At 42.9% G+C, this 17067-nt stretch carries 11 protein-coding genes; 10 read left to right on the top strand and 1 reads right to left on the bottom strand.

Translation table 11 applies throughout. The features are described 5' to 3' along the window. Positions 1-69: 69 nt before the first annotated feature. The 10 genes from D6V41_RS14735 (at position 70) to D6V41_RS14690 (ending at position 13734) form a co-directional block, all read left to right on the top strand. The gene (locus D6V41_RS14735; RefSeq protein WP_136252300.1) at positions 70-1269 is read left to right on the top strand and encodes a thiamine pyrophosphate-dependent dehydrogenase E1 component subunit alpha; all 1200 of its coding nucleotides are present in this window, start codon (positions 70-72) and stop codon (positions 1267-1269) included. Next, positions 1269-2246: an alpha-ketoacid dehydrogenase subunit beta gene (locus D6V41_RS14730; RefSeq protein ID WP_136252299.1), complete on the top strand. Its 978-nt coding sequence runs from the start codon at positions 1269-1271 to the stop codon at positions 2244-2246. The genes D6V41_RS14735 and D6V41_RS14730 overlap by 1 nt, the downstream gene beginning before the upstream one ends. 32 nt (positions 2247-2278) lie before the next feature. Continuing rightward, entirely contained in the window at positions 2279-4024 is a 1746-nt protein-coding gene (locus D6V41_RS14725; protein ID WP_136252298.1) for a dihydrolipoyllysine-residue acetyltransferase, read from the top strand. Positions 4025-4117: 93 nt separating this feature from the next. Beyond that, complete coding sequence (gene rlmJ, locus D6V41_RS14720; RefSeq protein WP_136252297.1) at positions 4118-5029, top strand: 23S rRNA (adenine(2030)-N(6))-methyltransferase RlmJ; 912 nt, start codon at positions 4118-4120, stop codon at positions 5027-5029. Further along, positions 5026-6876 (top strand): protein kinase domain-containing protein, encoded by a 1851-nt coding sequence (locus D6V41_RS14715; RefSeq protein ID WP_136252296.1) that lies wholly within the window; start codon positions 5026-5028, stop codon positions 6874-6876. Before rlmJ ends, D6V41_RS14715 begins: the two co-directional genes overlap by 4 nt. Before the next feature lie 61 nt (positions 6877-6937). Continuing rightward, a complete protein-coding gene (locus D6V41_RS14710) occupies positions 6938-7804 on the top strand; it encodes an acyl-CoA thioesterase (RefSeq protein ID WP_136252295.1) in 867 nt (288 codons plus the stop codon). A 10-nt stretch (positions 7805-7814) separates the two neighbouring features. Next, positions 7815-8339, top strand: coding sequence for a gamma carbonic anhydrase family protein (locus D6V41_RS14705; RefSeq protein WP_136252294.1), 525 nt, complete (start codon positions 7815-7817; stop codon positions 8337-8339). 670 nt (positions 8340-9009) lie between these two features. After that, positions 9010-10134 carry a pyridoxal-phosphate-dependent aminotransferase family protein gene (locus D6V41_RS14700; protein ID WP_136252293.1) on the top strand — a complete coding sequence of 375 codons (1125 nt, stop codon included), beginning with the start codon at positions 9010-9012 and terminating at the stop codon, positions 10132-10134. Positions 10135-10242: 108 nt separating this feature from the next. After that, entirely contained in the window at positions 10243-11472 is a 1230-nt protein-coding gene (locus tag D6V41_RS14695; protein WP_136252292.1) for a nucleoside recognition domain-containing protein, read from the top strand. Between the two features lie 123 nt (positions 11473-11595). Then, a complete protein-coding gene (locus D6V41_RS14690; protein WP_136252291.1) occupies positions 11596-13734 on the top strand; it encodes a hypothetical protein in 2139 nt (712 codons plus the stop codon). 30 nt (positions 13735-13764) lie between these two features. Here the strand turns inward: D6V41_RS14690 and D6V41_RS14685 are convergent, their stop codons facing one another. Continuing rightward, positions 13765-16995 (bottom strand): PAS domain-containing protein, encoded by a 3231-nt coding sequence (locus tag D6V41_RS14685; protein WP_168711051.1) that lies wholly within the window; start codon positions 16993-16995, stop codon positions 13765-13767. Between the last annotated feature and the right edge of the window lie 72 nt (positions 16996-17067).

Genomic DNA, 17067 nt, shown 5'->3' with positions numbered 1-17067 from the left:
CGTAGTGAACTAAGCTTGACTACTATAGTACTCATATCAATTCATTAAGTGTTAACACTGGAATAGGCTATGCAAGATAGAAACCATCTTTCTCATGTGAAGTTGACTCACAAAGCAAAGGTAATTACTAATGGTCTACTCGACATTCCGATGCTGCAGTTGCTGGATGAGACCGGCAAACCCACAAAAGATTCTGAACTTCCTAAAATAGACCAGGAACTGGCACAAAAAATTCTTGAATCCATGCACTATACTCGCTTGCTCGATGAGCGAATGATTGGCGCACAGCGTCAAGGCAGGATCAGTTTTTACTTAGCTAGCCGCGGCGAGGAAGCGGCAACCGTTGCCTCCGCAGTTGCGCTAGATGCAAACGATATGATCATGTCACAGTATCGAGAGCAGGGCGCATTAGTATTTCGTGGATATACGACGCAGCAATTTATGAATCAGATGTTCAGCAATCAGGAAGATCCGAACAAAGGGCGTCAAATGCCCATTCATTATGGCGATAAAGCGCTCAATTTTATGACTATATCTTCTCCTTTAGGAACGCAAATACCTCAGGCCTCTGGTTATGCCTATGGGCAGAAAATGGCAGGAAAAGACGCCATCACAATTTGTTATTTTGGTGAAGGTGCGGCATCTGAAGGGGATTTTCATGCCGGTTTGAATATGGCTGCGGTATTAAATTGCCCCTGTATATTCTTTTGCCGAAACAATGGCTATGCAATTTCTACTCCCGCTGAAGAACAGTTTGCCGGGGATGGTATTGCTTCACGTGGTATTGGTTACGGTGTGAATACGATTCGAGTGGATGGTAACGATGTTCTTGCTGTATATGCTGCAACACAAATTGCGCGGGAAATGGCGCTTGAGAAGAAATGTCCGGTATTGATTGAAGCCATGACCTACCGTTTGTCTGCGCATTCTACCTCAGATGATCCAACCGGTTATCGAAGTAAAGAAGAAGAACAACAGTGGGCGAAAAAAGATCCGATCACTCGATTTGAAGCCTGGATGCAGACTAAAGGCTGGTTGGATGAAAAAGCCATTGAAGCATTTAAAGATAAAACGCGTGCCGATATTCTGAACGCCTTAAAGGTTGCCGAAAAAGTGCCGGTTTGCCCCATTGAAGACATTATTGAGGATGTGTATGACACACCGCCCTGGCACCTTCAAAAACAATTGGATGAATTAAAAGCTCACATCAACAAATACCCGGAGCATTACCCTAAAACAGCGAACAGGGATAAAAAGGGGGCTAACTAATGGCAAAAATGAATTTACTACAAGCAATAAACAGTGCGCTGATTTCCATGATGGAACAGAACGAACGTGTGATGGTGTTTGGTGAGGATGTTGGTCACTTTGGTGGTGTGTTTAGGGCAACATCAAACCTGCAACAAAAATTTGGTAAAGCGCGCTGCTTTAACACGCCACTTACCGAACAAGGGATAATAGGCTTTGCCAACGGTCTTGCCGCACAGGGCTCGGTTCCTGTGGCGGAAATTCAGTTTGGTGATTATATTTTTCCAGCCTTTGACCAAATTGTGAATGAAACCGCAAAATGGCGCTATCGCTCAGGTGGTCAATTTAGCTGCGGAACGCTAACAATTCGAACCCCCTATGGCGGCGGGATCGCCGGAGGGCATTATCATTCACAGTCACCTGAGGCCTTTTTTGCGCACATTCCCGGAATGAAAATTGTTATTCCCCGCAATCCCTATCAGGCAAAGGGTTTACTGATATCCTCAATTAAAGACGATAATCCGGTGCTGTTTATGGAGCCAAAGCGATTATATCGTGCAGCCGTTGGCGAAGTGCCAGAAACCGATTACGAACTGCCTTTGGGCAAAGCAGATACCGTTAAAGAAGGTAGCGATATCACCTTGTTAGCCTGGGGCGCGCAAGTTGAAATTGTAGAAAAAGCCGCCGCGCTGGCTGAAGAGCAGGGCATTTCCTGTGAGATTATTGATTTACAAAGCATTCTTCCCTGGGATGCAGAAACTGTTATCAACTCTGTGTACAAAACCGGTCGATTACTTATAAACCATGAAGCACCTCTGACGGGTGGCTTTGCAAGCGAAATTGCGGCAACGGTTCAACAAGAATGCTTCTTGTATCTGGAAGCACCTATCGCTCGGGTATGCGGCCTAGATACGCCATATCCATTAGCTCATGAAAAAGAGTATATGCCAGATCATCTAAAAACGTTTGAAGCAATTAAGCGTACGATGGATTACTAAGGTAGATAAAGCGACGGTATAGGAGAAAACAAATGACAGATTTTATCTTACCTGACATTGGCGAAGGTATTGTTGAATGCGAATTATTGAAATGGTTAGTCGCTGAAGGCGACACTATCAAAGAAGATCAGCCTGTTGCTGAGGTAATGACTGACAAAGCGACCGTAGAGATCCCGGCGATGCACGATGGAGTCGTAAAAAAACTATATTACAAAGAAGGCGATATCGCAAAAGTGCATGAACCACTTTTTGCCATGGAGAGTGTAAAAGAGAGTGCAAAAGAGAGTGCGTCACAGAGCACAGGCTCAAATGCAAACTCAAGCGCTGACTCAAACATTAAATCTGAGCAATTATCCGAATCAGAGAATAAGGCTGGAAATCCCGGTCAAAATAGCTCCACAAACGAAGCAAGCTCTCAAAATGAACAGACCGAATCATTTCTCCTTCCCGATATTGGCGAGGGTATCGTTGAATGCGAAATTGTAAAATGGAGCGTTAAAGAGGGAGACAGCGTTGAAGAAGACCAGGTCGTTGTCGAGGTCATGACTGATAAGGCCGTTGTTGAAATTCCAGCGAAACACGCTGGTACTATCGCTAAACTGCATTATCAGGAGGGCGAAATTGCAAAAGTTCACACCCCCTTATTTGATCTTAGTCTTGAAGGTGTCCACTCGCCTGAAACGGGCAGCAGTCAACATGACGCTGTTCAGCCTTCAGCATCAAAAGAAAACGGAAATTCATTATATAAGGCTGATAATAAAAACTCAGCATCAAGGCCAACTGCCAAGTCGTATAGTGATAACAAACAAGGTGAAAATTTTGAGGCGCCGGTTGTTAGTAAACGCCCAATTGCAAGTCCTGCGGTGCGCAGAATGGCAAAAGAATTAGGTATTCAATTAGAAAGTGTTCACGGTAGCGGCAAGAAGGGCCGGATTGTAAAGGCAGACGTTCTTAAAGCTGATGGAACTAGGGAAAGAGCGTCTGACCACAGTGAAGGCTCAACTAATAACGCTGCTACCAATACTGAAAATAACGAAGCCAATCGGCAAGCTCAGCATGCCAGAGCTTCAGAACAAGACAGAGTTGAACCGGTAAAAGGCATTCGTGCGGCCATGGCAAAACAAATGATGGCAAGTGTTAGCTCTATCCCGCACTTTAGCGTAAGCGATGAGCTTAGCATGGACAATTTAATTGCCTTGCGAGCACAATTAAAACCCGACTTTGAAAAACAAGGCATTAAGCTGAGTTTTATGCCCTTTTTTATTAAAGCGCTGTCGCTTGCTCTCAGTCACTATCCTATTGTAAATAGCCGCTTAAATGAGAACGGGAGCGAGCTTACTTACCTGGCAAGTCACAATATAGGAATGGCCGTTGATTCAAAAATTGGATTGCTTGTACCAAATATTAAAAATGTGCAGCACCTGAGTTTGAAAGAGGTGGCGATTGAAGTAAACCGAATCATTGACGCAGCGAGAGATGGAAAACTTAGCAATGCAGATTTGAGCGGCGGCACAATTAGTATTTCTAACATCGGAACATTGGGCGGTATTACGGCTACGCCAGTCATCAACAAACCGGAGGTGGCCATTGTTGCATTAGGTAAGACGCAAAAACTACCGCGTTTTGATGACAACGGAGAAGTTTACGCAACTAATGTCATGATGCTGAACTGGTCTGGAGATCATCGCGTTATTGATGGCGCGACGATGGTTAAATTTAATAATCTATGGATGGATTATCTGGCCAATCCGCAAAAGATGTTGGTTGATTTGAGATAAAAACATAAGTTGTTTTGTGTATAGAGCAAGGCATAAAAAGCGCCTATAATGCTAAGCATAATCAATGTTTAGCGGCTTACAACAGGAAAGGCTTTGCTCAGTTATCAACATGCTTATCACGCGGGCAATCATGCAGATGTGTTAAAACATCTTGTTATTATTGCGACTCAACTTGCCCTAAATAAGAAAAACAAGCCTTATTTCGTATTGGATTCTCATGCGGGAGAGGGCTTGTATATGCTTTCGCATCGCTCTGAAAAAGCCGATGCTGCTGCATTTGAACATTTGCTTGGCTTGCCAACAGACGACAAAACGGAACAAGCGCTTCAATATTATATTGAAGTAGTAAAAGCATCCCTTGAAAATGGGTTTTATCCAGGTTCGCCATTTATTGTTTCAAAGCTGGCTAGAGAGTTTGATAATATTCAGGTAAACGAATTATCGGGTCCAATCGCCAATCAGTTAAATCGCCATATTACAAGGTACTTTTATGATAATACCCGTGTACAAGTGCATCATCGTGATGCTTTCGAAGCGATAAAAGCCTTAATTCCGCCATCGCCAAACCGCGGGATGCTAATCATTGATCCGCCTTATGAGCAAGCGGAAGAATATCAGCAAGTGGTGCAGGCCATTTCGCAATCAATACAAAAATGGCATAACGGGATTTATTTAATCTGGTATCCGCTTTTATCGCCAAAACGCATTAACCACCGCTCGGGAGAGCTAGAAGCATCGCCAAAGGCACATTTGGCGAATCAAATGCTGGAACAATTGTCTGATTTGAGCAAAACGCATGTTACAGGCGGTATGTTAAGTCTTGAGTTCGCCTATCAACAAGCCACTGAGAACGTGGGCATGTATGGGTCGGGAATGTGCATCATCAATCCACCTTTTAAAATTGAAGAAAGCTTGCGAAACTGTTTAAACGTGTTAGAAACTACAATTGCTAAAGACAACAACTCCTCTTCATCGAATATAAAATGGTGGCAAATAGCTCAATGACCGAATTGGCCCTTAAGCATTTTTATATACCAGATGATCAAAGCTTATATTTGCTTTCACACAAAGATGCGAAAAAGCTCAAAAACTGGTTTAAATTATGTGAATCTCAGCTTGAAAAACTGGGTTACACAGACATTGAGCTAATCGGTAAAGGCGCTTTTGGCTTTGCTTTTAGCGGTATTTCACCCTTTGGCCAGGCGCATGTGTTTAAATTTTCAAAAATTACCTTACCCCAGCATATACAAGATAGACTGGAAGAAGAAGCGTACATGCTTTCATTGGTTCAGCATCCGCTTGTACCGCAATTGATTGAATTTCAGAAAATCAAACGTCAGTCTATTTTGGTGATGCAGCGTGCCCCGGGAGTAGATCTTGAGCAGTATTCGCTCGAAAAAGGGCCTCTGCCAATTCCGGAACTTATCGATATACTCATACAAATTTGCGACATATTAATGGCGCTTCGGCAAAATACCGAAAACGGAAGCGCAAAGCCCATTGTGCACGGTGATGTTAAACCCTCGAATCTGGTTTGGGAACCACACCGAAAAATCTTATCACTTATAGACTGGGGCTCTTGTGTATTTGCTCAAGTTGATGAAAATCAACAATATGTGGCAGATAATGTGATGGATCTTATGTCGGGTGATTTGCAGCAAACCAATGCTCGTTTGGGGGACGTTTATTTTATTGGAGATGATCAACTAAACGGTGAATTATCATCACCCCGTTTTGATGAACAAGGCCTGGCCAGCACAATTTATGCGCTTGCCAGTGGTGCATCCTCGCGATTTGGACGAAAAGTGATTACGCCATTAACTCTGGGGCTTCCCAAAGCCTTAGCCCAGTGTCTTAATGCCATGATGAGCGATGACGCGCAACAACGCATTCAAGGTGGAGATTGGCTATTAAAAAACTACAAATACTTTAAACATATGGTGTTTGCGCCGCCAAAACCGGATACAAAAATATGTATGCTCCCCACGTGGATCAGCGGCACAAAAAAAGACATTGAAACGGTGGTGTACTCGTCGCGTAAATCATTTTTGCGACAGCAGTCGGGTGTCGATTCTGCTCATTTAAATTACCTGAATGATGCGCAGTTTGAACGCTACTATAAAAACTATTTGCAGGGCATGGGAGAGACTGAAAAAGCCTTTATCTCTGCCGTAAGTCGTTTAGGCAAATATCCCGTAGTAGGTGGGCTTGCTATTCGTTGGGAAAAAGACGGAATTTATGTGGATTCCAGTCTAAAACTCTACGATCCTGCTTTACAAAACGCCTTTGACCGCGCTGTTGATAATCTGGTCATTTTTGCGCGCGCCATTAATCGCTCCGGGATTTTTAAAAGCTGTATGTTTGATGCAAAAAACACGCTGCATTTTTATCGGAAGCGCGAAGAAGATGCCTTTATTCCCGATAAGCATGTGAAAATACCTTATGAATTGAGTAAAGTATCGATTGAGGAAGACGAAACCCGTATGCATTCCTATTTTGAAGATGGGGATGATCCGGATGAATTGCTTAAACTTCCAGAGTCGTTGCTTTCGTGTATAAAATCGCTCAACAATATTCATCACACTGGCTGTATTATATTTGAAGCCTTGCCTAAGCATTTAAAAATTCATAATTATTACACTCTCCTTGACCATAAGCAGGAGGCACAGTTTGCGTCATTGTTAGATCAGATTATTTCGCAGGTTCCAAAGATAGTTGGGCTGGGTATTTCAGGATTTATGAAACTGCCTTATAAAGACACACGTACCTTTTCATATCAGCAGAGCCTGCCAGAGAATTATTATCCACGAAATCCTCATGCCCAGGCGCGTGAGGTCAATACTGCAGATTAATGCCAAGCAAATATTCAGTTAAACAATTATCTAGCGCTAACATGTTAGAAAGGAGACAACATTGTCAGACGTACGCCTTGCTCATTTATTTGATTTAGAGCCTTTAGAAGCAGGCTTGTATCGGGGAGATTCGTGGGACCTTGGTTTTAGGGCTTTATATGGAGGGCAGGTTTTAGGGCAGTCAGTTATGGCAGCTTATCAAACTGTTCCAAAAGACCGCGTAATTCATTCTTTTCATTCCTACTTTTTATTGCCTGGTGATGCAAGTAAGCCTGTGGTTTATGACGTAGAGGATGTGAGGGATGGGCGAAGTTTTTCAACCAGACGGGTGAAAGCAATACAAAACGGGCGAAACATTTTCTATATGACTGCCTCGTTTCAGGTAGAGGAAGAAGGGCTATCTCATCAGTATGCCGACATGCCACCGGCGCCGCCACCAGAGGAAGTAGCGCAAGACATCCAGTATTACGACGATAACATTGATAAACTCTCGCAACGCATGAAACAAGCCTTGAGTTATCATCGCCCGGTAGATATTCGTACCATTGGTGGCGCCCATAGTTTTAGAGCGGTAAAGCGAGAGCCCAAGCGGACAATTTGGCTCCGCGGACGCGACCCCATCGAAGAAAGCCTGGCGATTAATCAGGCTTCTCTGGCATATGCTTCAGACTATCATTTTTTATCTACCGCATTGCAAGCTCATGGCCTCGCTGCGCAAGATAAGTCGCTTAGAATGGCAACAATTGATCATGCAATGTGGTTTCACAAGCCTTTTAAATTTGATGATTGGCTGTTGTATGAAATGGAAAGCCCTTTCAGCGGAAATTCACGTGCTTTGGTTCAAGGAAAAATTTATAGCAAAGAAGGTGTTTTGCTTGCAACCTCTGTCCAAGAAGGTTTGATGCGGCAAATAAAAACAGAAGATTAAGGAGCCTGTAATGCTTTACACGATTGGAAAGGATAAAGTCGATTTGGATGCGAGCGCTTATGTAGCGCCAAGTGCTCAAGTGATGGGCAAGGTCAAATTAAAAGCGAATAGTAGTGTTTGGTTTAATGCCGTAATACGAGGTGATTGCGACCTAATCGAAATTGGAGAAGGCTCAAATATTCAGGATTTATCAATGCTTCATACTGATTTTGGCTTTCCCTTAAAAGTGGGTAAGGGCGTAACCGTAGGACATAAGGTCATGCTCCACGGTTGCACAATTGGCGATTACTCGCTGATAGGCATCAACTCTGTGATCCTTAACGGCGCGACAATTGGCAAATACTGCGTTATCGGTGCTAACACACTAATCACTGAAAATATGAACGTGCCTGATTATTCTCTGGTGCTAGGTTCACCGGGGAAAATAATAAAACAGTTGAGTGAGCAACAGCAAAAGCAGCTAGAAGCGTCTGCAAAACACTATCAAGAGAATGCGAAACGATTTGCAAAATCACTGGCTGAACAAAAACCTTGAAGCAAAAAGCCAGCTTCGAATGGCTACAAAAAATCATGGGTGCTAAAGGAAAAAGGCCCGGAACAAAAGTTCCAGGCTTAGGGGAATGGCTCATTGCTGAGCCGTGCGCTAACTTTCCAAAAGTACAAACGTCAGATTAAAAGGCCCCGCTCAAGACCTTTACAGCTATCATCCGTCAATCACATCCATGATCGGGAGAAGCGTTTACAAATTTCTTACTCACAACGACACGTTTACTAGTTAGATACTATAAAACGCTATCGGGTTAGATACTATAGCGCAATAATTAACAAAAAATAAATAGTTTTTAAAAAATTTCGTAAAAATGTCATATTTTTATAAGGCTTAGCTCGCTCAAAAGCTTCGTAAGGTCAGTAAAAATGTGCTCTTTATAACAATTTTCTCCACAGGTTTTACCAGTTTATCAAGAGCAAAAACACGGTCTTTTAACAGACTTATCCACAATCGCTCATGATTAGACTGGTGAAAAGTAGGAGGTTCGTAAACGACTGTTCATATCTTAAGCAAATGGGTTTGATGATAATTATTTTCAGTATTTATGTTCACTGACAATATTTGTGATGTGCTAAAGATCGTGAATGCTGACACAATTATCAATCTGAATCGTTTTCACTGCGACACGCTGTGATGTTGTAATAAGGAGCAAGTTATGCAGACATACTCTTCGTTTATACCCAAAACCAGAACACTTATGGGGCCAGGTCCGTCTGATGTGAGTGAACGTGTTTTACATGCACTCTCTCGCCCCACGCTAGGGCATCTTGATCCTGATTTTATTTCTCTCATGGATGAAACCAAATCTTTACTACAATATGCGTTTAAAACGGACAATGCACTTACAATGCCTTTATCTGCACCCGGTTCGGCCGGTATGGAGGCGATGTTTGTCAACTTACTTGAGCCAGGGGATAAGGTGATAGTGTGCATCAATGGTGTGTTTGGCAATCGCATGAAAGAAAACGCGAAGAGAGTAGGGGCTGAAGTGATTTGCATAGATGATCCCTGGGGAGAGCAAACTAAACCAGAAAAGCTCGAGCGTGCTTTGCGTCAACATCCAGACACCAAAGCGGTTGCATTTGTACACGCAGAAACATCTACAGGTGTAAGAAATGATGCGAAGACCTTATGTCAAATTGCCAAGTCATTTAACTGTTTGACAATTGTTGATGCCGTTACCTCACTTGCCGGTATTGAGCTTTGTGTCGACGAATGGCACATTGATGCCATTTATTCAGGCACACAAAAATGCCTCTCTTGTGTACCAGGCTTGGCGCCAATCTCATTTAGTGAACACGCCGTTCAAACCATTCAAAAGCGCAAGTCTCCGGTGCAAAGCTGGTTTTTAGACATGAATTTAATCGTTGGCTATTGGGGGGAAGGCCAGAAACGTGCATATCACCATACTGCTCCGGTAAACAGCATTTATGCGCTTCACGAGTCACTTGTTATGCTTGCGCAAGAAGGCCTGGAAAATAGCTGTCAACGTCATGCAAGTATGCATCAGCACTTAAAAACCGGACTTGAATCGCTTGGTCTTGAAATGGCTGTTGATGAGGCATATCGACTACCTCAACTTAATGCGGTAAAAATTCCGGAAGGAATCGACGATGTTCAGGTGCGCTCAAGGCTTTTAAATGAATACGATTTGGAAATTGGAGCAGGGCTTGGCGAACTCGCCGGTAAAGTATGGCGTATTGGTTTGATGGGCTACGCCTGCAAACAAAAAAATGTCGATTATTGTATTCAATCGCTGGGGCGCGTTTTAAATCGTTAAAAATTCACGTACACTCGAAGCATAGTTTGGTTTACCTGCATACTTTAAACCATTCCAAATAATTATTCCTTTAAAAATAATAATTCTTTAAGAATAATAAGAGGACACATGCTTCATAAAATTTGGCTTGGCTTTATTTTAAGCGCCTTTATTGCGACATGTTACAGCGTATTTGTTAACGGAAACTTAGGCTCTTTTCAGGAGGTTATGCAGGCAGTTAACGCCATGGCTCGAACCAGCGTAGATATCGCCATTGGTTTGATTGGCTTGCTTGCATTTTGGCTAGGTATTTTTAAGGTGGCCGAGAATTCTGGGCTAATATCTAAATTTTCGCGCTTATTAGAGCCTTTTTTATGCCGTATAATGCCCGATATTCCGCGTGGGCATCCCGCGCTTGGAAGCATCACCATGAATATGTCTGCCAACATCCTTGGTTTAGACAATGCAGCTACTCCTTTTGGCATCAAGGCGATGCAGGATATGCAAACCCTTGCTCCTGTTAAAGATACGCTTACCAACTCTCAAATATTATTTCTCGTACTTAACACTTCGTCAGTGACGCTTTTTCCGATTGCGGTCTTTTTATATCGCGCTCAGGAGGGGGCCGCGCAGCCTACCGACGTTTTTATCCCTATTTTGCTAGCCACCAGTTGCTCAACATTAGTAGGATTGTTTGTGACTTGCACCGTTCAGCGGGTCAATCTCTTTAATAAAGTGGTGCTGATTTACCTGGTCGGAATCTTTAGCTTTTTAGCCGCTGTTATTCTTTATTTTTCACGCCTTGCCTCTGAGCAGCTTGCGCAGCAATCGGCGCTGATCGCCAATTTTGCGCTATTTTTGTTTATCGTAGTGGTGCTTTTGGCTGGCTACCGTAGAAAACAGAATACCTACGAACAATTTGTAGAAGGAGCCAAGCAGGGCTTTGATGTGGCAATTATGATTATTCCGTATTTAGTTGCCATGTTATTTGCCATTGGCATGCTAAGAGCTTCTGGCGTGATGGAGCTGGTGACTGGCGGTATTGCCTCTTTAGTTGCGATGGTCGGGCTTGATACCATGTTTGTAGATGCTCTGCCTACTGCACTTATGAAGCCCCTCAGTGGCTCTGGCGCTCGTGCTCTGATGATTGAAACCATGCAGTTTCATGGTGCAGACTCCTTTGCTGGCAGGCTAGCGTCGGTGATGCAAGGCTCAACTGAAACCACATTTTACGTTCTTGCGGTTTACCTTGGTGCAGTGGGAATCAAGCATAGTCGCTATGCTGTAGGATGCTGTTTGGCAGCCGATTTAGCCGGAATACTGGCTGCTATTTTTGTTAGCTATTGGTTTTTTGCTTGATAGATTAACTTCAATTGAGGTATTTAGATTGAAATAGCTTAACAAACAACCAAAAAGTGACGCTTGATTGAACAATGCGCTTGCTTTACTCTCACATAAAGCCAGTTTGCATGGGTATAGCGAATGAAGATCTTCAACGAGCTAAGGCGTCGCAATGTTTTTAAGGTGGCCAGTGTTTATTTAGTGACCGCATGGTTAATTATTCAAATTATTTCTGTCATTTCTGAGCCACTTCATTTACCCAATGTTTTTGCCACCATTGTCACTGTTCTTTTAAGTATTGGATTTCCTATTGCCCTCATATTTGCTTGGGCGTTTGAGCTCACTCCCGAAGGAATGAAACTAACGACCGATGCAGATTCAGCGGAGCAACAGCTTAATCAAGGTGGTTCGAAACTCAATATACTTCTGGCTTCACTTCTAATAGTCGCTGTCGCGTTTATAGGATATCAACAGTTCTGGCAGACTGAACCTGCAAGCGTTGCAGATAAAAGCGTTTCTATCGCGGTGTTGCCCTTTGATGACATGAGCCCTGACAAATCACAGGAATATTTTGGTGATGGCATGGCAGAGGAGTTGCTTAATGCGCTTGCGCGTCTAAAGCAACTGGTGGTGATCTCTCGCACATCATCTTTTGCATTTAAAGGCGAGCGTATCGATATTCGTGATATTGGCAATATTCTTAATGTTGCCTATGTACTTGAGGGGAGTGTTCGAAAAGATGCTGATAATGTGCGGATCACCGCACAGTTAATTGATGTTTCTTCAGGTGCGCATATTTGGTCTGAGACCTACGATCGAAAAATGACCAGCATTTTTGAATTGCAGGACGAGCTTACGTTATCGATTACTGAAGCACTAAAACTTAATCTTTTGCCTGAGGACATTTCTCAACAAGTTGGAATGACAAACAATCCCAATGCCTATGAGTTGTTTATTAAAGCGCGCGAACTGCAATACAAGCGTTCAGCTGATGCATTGATAGAGGCTGAGGCGCTTTTACTTGAAGCGCTTGCATTAGATAGGAATTTCCATCAGGCCAGATCGCAGCTTTACGTGGGTTATCAGCTATCTACCTATTATGGTGGCTTTACACGTGAAGAAAGTGCGAAAAAAATGGAAAGAACTTTCTGGGAGCTACAAGACAGTCCCAATTTTCCGCTTAAACTTGCGGCCGTAGCGCTGCAATCGACATACGATGCCCCTGACGACCTTTCCTACGATTTGTCACTTTCCCTTTATCGTCAGGCACATGAAGCGGCACCGAGTGAGCCCTTTATTGCCCACAACTACGCAATTTTGCTCAGCATTTTTGGTAAAGTTCTTGAGGCAATGGAACTGCGAGAAGAGGTGCTTAAAATCGATCCGAAAAGTTTGTCGAATTATGGCAGCCTCGCCTCTATATATTTACACTTAGGCAAAATAGACGAATTGTATGAGCTGAAGGATAAAGTAAAGAAAGTCGCACCAGGTTCATGGATGGCGCTGTTTGTAGAAACGGCAATTACCTATCCGCTTGAGCAAAATGTCGCAAAAATCGCCCGGCTTTATGAGCAGTACGATGGAGAACAACATCAAAATTATCTTGAGCCTTACTTAAGCTTCGTTGTATTAAATGGCGAGTTCGATAAGGCCATTTCATTAATTGATGAGCAGCTATCGCTGCCAAATCCTAATATTGGTGCGTTTGTAAATGCCTATTCGCTGTTGTACGGATTAAAAGAGCAACAAAAACTTAGCTCTCAGCAAAAAGAGCGTTTTAACGCATTACCGGTAAGCCCCTTCATTAAACAAACGACCGAGTCCGTGTGGGCTTTACTAAACGGTGACGCTTCGCCCTATATGAATCAATTTGGCTGGGCTGATCTACCACTTAATGAATTGGTGGAGGCGAGCGGTTTATATCCTTACGACAAATTATATGTCGCATCAGCATTGAAGAAACAAGGTGAGCCAGCATTAGCAGAGGCCGCAATGGACTATTCAACGAGACCGATCCAACTTAAAGAGTGCTTTCGCTCAAAAGGACAAGCTTGGCCGCATTGCCCGATCCTCTTCTATTTAGACGGAAGTTTGAGCGCCGAACAACAGTTTGATTACTTCAAAAACTCGCTGAAAAACCTCGACCGACAAACATTTGGAACTGAATTAATGCTGAGGACTTCGCCCATGTACAATGGTGTTAATGAGCATCCTGAGTTTGAATCTACGGTTGATGCGTTTTTGAAAAAAACCTTTCCGAACATACCTCAGGACACTTAACGACGTCTCTATAAGCTTTATAAGTAAGTTTTATATTTTCAACTGCTGATAAATCGCTCGTAAGCTGCGCTGCAAGGCTAGCTTGGTTGCAGGCCAGCGAATAGTCACGTTATCTATCATTCCTTCTTTACAGTCTTTGTTTAGGCTTTCGACTAACTCAAGCAATGGAACTGAATTGATTTTCTTCGCCAAACCAAGCAACTGCTTTGAAGACTCAATGATACCCGCGGTATTGTTTGCGTCGATCATTGCCTCTTCGTGTTTTATATAGTCTTCGATTTCCTTCATCAGCGACAGTAGCGAAGAGGTAAGGGTGGTGACGGCACCTTGAGTCGCTAAATAGCTTTTTATATCAAACCAAAGTTCAGGCCGATTAGGCAAGGGGAGCTTTTCGATGTCTGGACGGTGAGTAGGAGACGCAGCCGCAGCCTGTTCTTTTGCCTGCTTTTGCATATCTATGCCCCGCTCGATAACCGGAACTTTTTCTTCTTTGCTTGCCGCTTGCGCTTTTTTAGCTTCATCAAGCTGCGCTTTTAAGCTTGTTAGCTTTTCATTTGCCTGTTGTTCAGAGGCGCTAAGTTTTTCACTGAGGCTCTCTTTTTCCCGTTGTGTATCAGCAAGATTTTCTTCTAATCTCGCTACTTGCTGACGCACATGCGCAATGGCAGACTCAAGCTGAGCTTGCTCAGACTGATGCTGCTGCAGCTTTGCATCAGCTTTTTTTACCGATGACTCATATTCGTTAAGCTTTTCCTGAAGCGATTGATTTTCCTTTTGAGCGCTTTCTAAAGCGCTTTCTAACTCGGCTTTTTGCGCAGAGGCTTTCTCTGCCTGCTCTTGACTAATAGCGGCTTTTTCTTGCTCAGAAGCACTGGCTATTGCTTCGAGCTGAATTTGTAGGTCATTAATCAGTTGTGTTTTTTCTTCAAGTTCAGCTTTCAGCTCGTCTTCCTGCTCAATTAAGGTTTGCTGTTGACCAATGGACTCTTGTGCAGTTCGACGCTCTTTATCAAGCTGTTCATGAAGTTCTTCAAGTTGTTCTCTGGATTGTTCAAGCTGCTGCTGCAATTCGCTTAGATTTTGCTCCTTTGCAGAAAGCTGAGAGTCTTTTTCATCCAGTGTTTGATTAAGAGACTCTAAGGCTTCTGACTTTGCTTCAAGTGCGCTGTTAAGCTCACTTATCTTAATCTCAAGACTTGCCTGTTCGTCTTTAATGCGCGCTTTTTCTGATTCTGCTTGTTCAGTGACATTTTGAATACGCGCTTCGAAGTCTGCTCTTATCTGCTGTTCAATTTCTTCTCGCTGAGTGTCTGTCTCACTTCGAAGCTGCGATAGTTCATCTTCATAAGATTGTTTTAAGGCCACAATTTTATCTTCTGCACTTGACCAAGCTGATTGCTTGTCTTCAAGCTCCTCTTGCAAGTGAGTAAGTTGCTCACTCAAGGATTGTTTTTCTTGTTCCAGTTGGCCAATAGTTTCTTCTTTTTCTGCTGTTAGGCGCTCAAGCGTTTGCTGCTGTTCTTTTTTAATTTCTTCTGCATGCATGCGGGCCTGCTCTGCCTGAGCAGCAAACTGTGATTTTTCATGATTAAGCGCATCTATAATTTGTTGCGTTTTCTGGTGCTCCTCAATAAGTGACTGCGCCTTATCTTTGTGTTCCTTAAGCTCTTGCTCAAGCTGTTGTCTGCTTTCATCGCTTTTTCCGGCTTGTGCTTTTAGTTCAGATAAAGAAGACTCAAGAGTCTCTGCTTGATTTTGTACCTGATCCAATTCAGTTTCCAAACGGTCGATCAAGGCGGTTTTTTCTTTTAATGTGCGCTGACTTTGTGTGAGCATATCCTGCGCTTCAGTAAGAGATGACTGCAGTTTTTCCTGTTTGGAAAAAACTTCTTGCGCTGCAACTTCTGCTTTGTAAAGCGCACTCAGGTCATGCCAGGTGCACAATATTGAATCAAAGGCGTTATCTTTAAATATTGGGATAAAGGTTATCTTACAAGGCACGTCTTGTTCGTTAATAACATGCGTCCAGGTTAAGTGTTTTACTTCGTTTTGTGATTTAACGTCATTAAGCAAACTGGCTAATTCGTTTGCCTGATTGATTCCCTTGTTAAGCTTTGTTGAATGGGGATAAACACCAAGAAGCTGTTTTTCGTCTTCTACATTGAAAAACGCACAAGCTGCTTCGTTTACCTTGGAAAAACCATCGTTGGTCAAAATCGCCATAGGCATTTTGCTGTGTTGAAGCAGTGACTCAAATTTGTCATGCTGGAACTGCTCGTCTGAGCGGTTGATGATCCAGAACAAAAACTGCTGATTATCTTCATCTACACATTTAACCGTCAGTTCCCCTGGGTAAACTTTGCCGTCTTTGCCCTTGAGTTTTACATGAAAATCATTGAGTTCCTGCCGCGTATTCAAGTGTTTGGCAGTGGTACCCGCTTCTTCTGGGTCAAAAAAGAGTTTATAAATATTACCCTTTTTGAGTTCTTTTTCATCGTATTTGAGGCGTTCAATCATTACCGGATTCGCGCTGGTAATTTCATGGTCCCCATTAAGTGTGCCAATAGCGACGGGAGAAAGGGTCAATAAGTCATTGATTTGTTTATTAGCAAGCTCGTCAAGTCCGATATTGACATCCTGAGTTGCCGGCGTTTGGTTCATGGCAGCATCTTGTGGGGCGCTTGATGCAGAATTCGCTTCCATTAAATTCAGCGAGTCTGTTTCTCTAATCGTCAAGATTCGACTGGAATGTTTACCCAGTTGTAGCGACTCACCAAAATAAATGCTAATAACTTTTTCATTGTTTTTAATTTTGGCATCAATAAACGACGGTTTTGAGAATAAACCCTTTTTAACATTATCAACTGAATCTTTATCAATAAAATTTGCAAAATAATGGTTATACATGCCTTGCGCGCTTTGACCAAAAAGCTTATTGGCAGTGCGGTTGCTGTAAATAACTTTGCCGTCATTGTCGACGTAAATGGCGCCGGTATTAAACAAATCCAGGATGCGACAATGCTCGTTTCGCTCTTGCTCATGCTTTTTCACTTTTGCAGCATTAAAATAGATAAGAGCAATCGGAACTGCTAATAAAATTAGCATCATGCCGATAAGGACATAAACAAGCGACATTAAAAACTGAGGGCTTTGCGAGCTCAAAAAATCGCTTACTGCAAAAGATTTGCTACTCGTAAATATGAGAGTCACAAGCGTGAAGATGCGAAGAGCAAAGTTATATTTAAATATGCGTAAATCCATTTTAGTATCCATAAACAAAGGTGTTATGACGACGATAACCAGACATATGGCCTGCATCCATTTTGACAGCTA

It is taken from the genome of Ningiella ruwaisensis, assembly GCF_004798935.1.
GTDB lineage: Bacteria > Pseudomonadota > Gammaproteobacteria > Enterobacterales > Alteromonadaceae > Glaciecola > Glaciecola ruwaisensis.
Note: the sequence above shows the minus strand (reverse complement) of the source record. Positions and strands in the feature narration are given on the sequence as shown.

Bases quoted from the DNA above. Each gene is read 5' to 3' on its own strand.
- D6V41_RS14735 (WP_136252300.1), top strand. From the start codon at position 70: ATGCAAGATAGAAACCATCTTTCTCATGTGAAGTTGACTCACAAAGCA.
- D6V41_RS14730 (WP_136252299.1), top strand. From the start codon at position 1,269: ATGGCAAAAATGAATTTACTACAAGCAATAAACAGTGCGCTGATTTCC.
- D6V41_RS14725 (WP_136252298.1), top strand. From the start codon at position 2,279: ATGACAGATTTTATCTTACCTGACATTGGCGAAGGTATTGTTGAATGC.
- D6V41_RS14715 (WP_136252296.1), top strand. From the start codon at position 5,026: ATGACCGAATTGGCCCTTAAGCATTTTTATATACCAGATGATCAAAGC.
- D6V41_RS14705 (WP_136252294.1), top strand. From the start codon at position 7,815: ATGCTTTACACGATTGGAAAGGATAAAGTCGATTTGGATGCGAGCGCT.
- D6V41_RS14700 (WP_136252293.1), top strand. From the start codon at position 9,010: ATGCAGACATACTCTTCGTTTATACCCAAAACCAGAACACTTATGGGG.
- D6V41_RS14695 (WP_136252292.1), top strand. From the start codon at position 10,243: ATGCTTCATAAAATTTGGCTTGGCTTTATTTTAAGCGCCTTTATTGCG.
- D6V41_RS14690 (WP_136252291.1), top strand. From the start codon at position 11,596: ATGAAGATCTTCAACGAGCTAAGGCGTCGCAATGTTTTTAAGGTGGCC.
- D6V41_RS14685 (WP_168711051.1), bottom strand. From the start codon at position 16,995: ATGGATTTACGCATATTTAAATATAACTTTGCTCTTCGCATCTTCACG.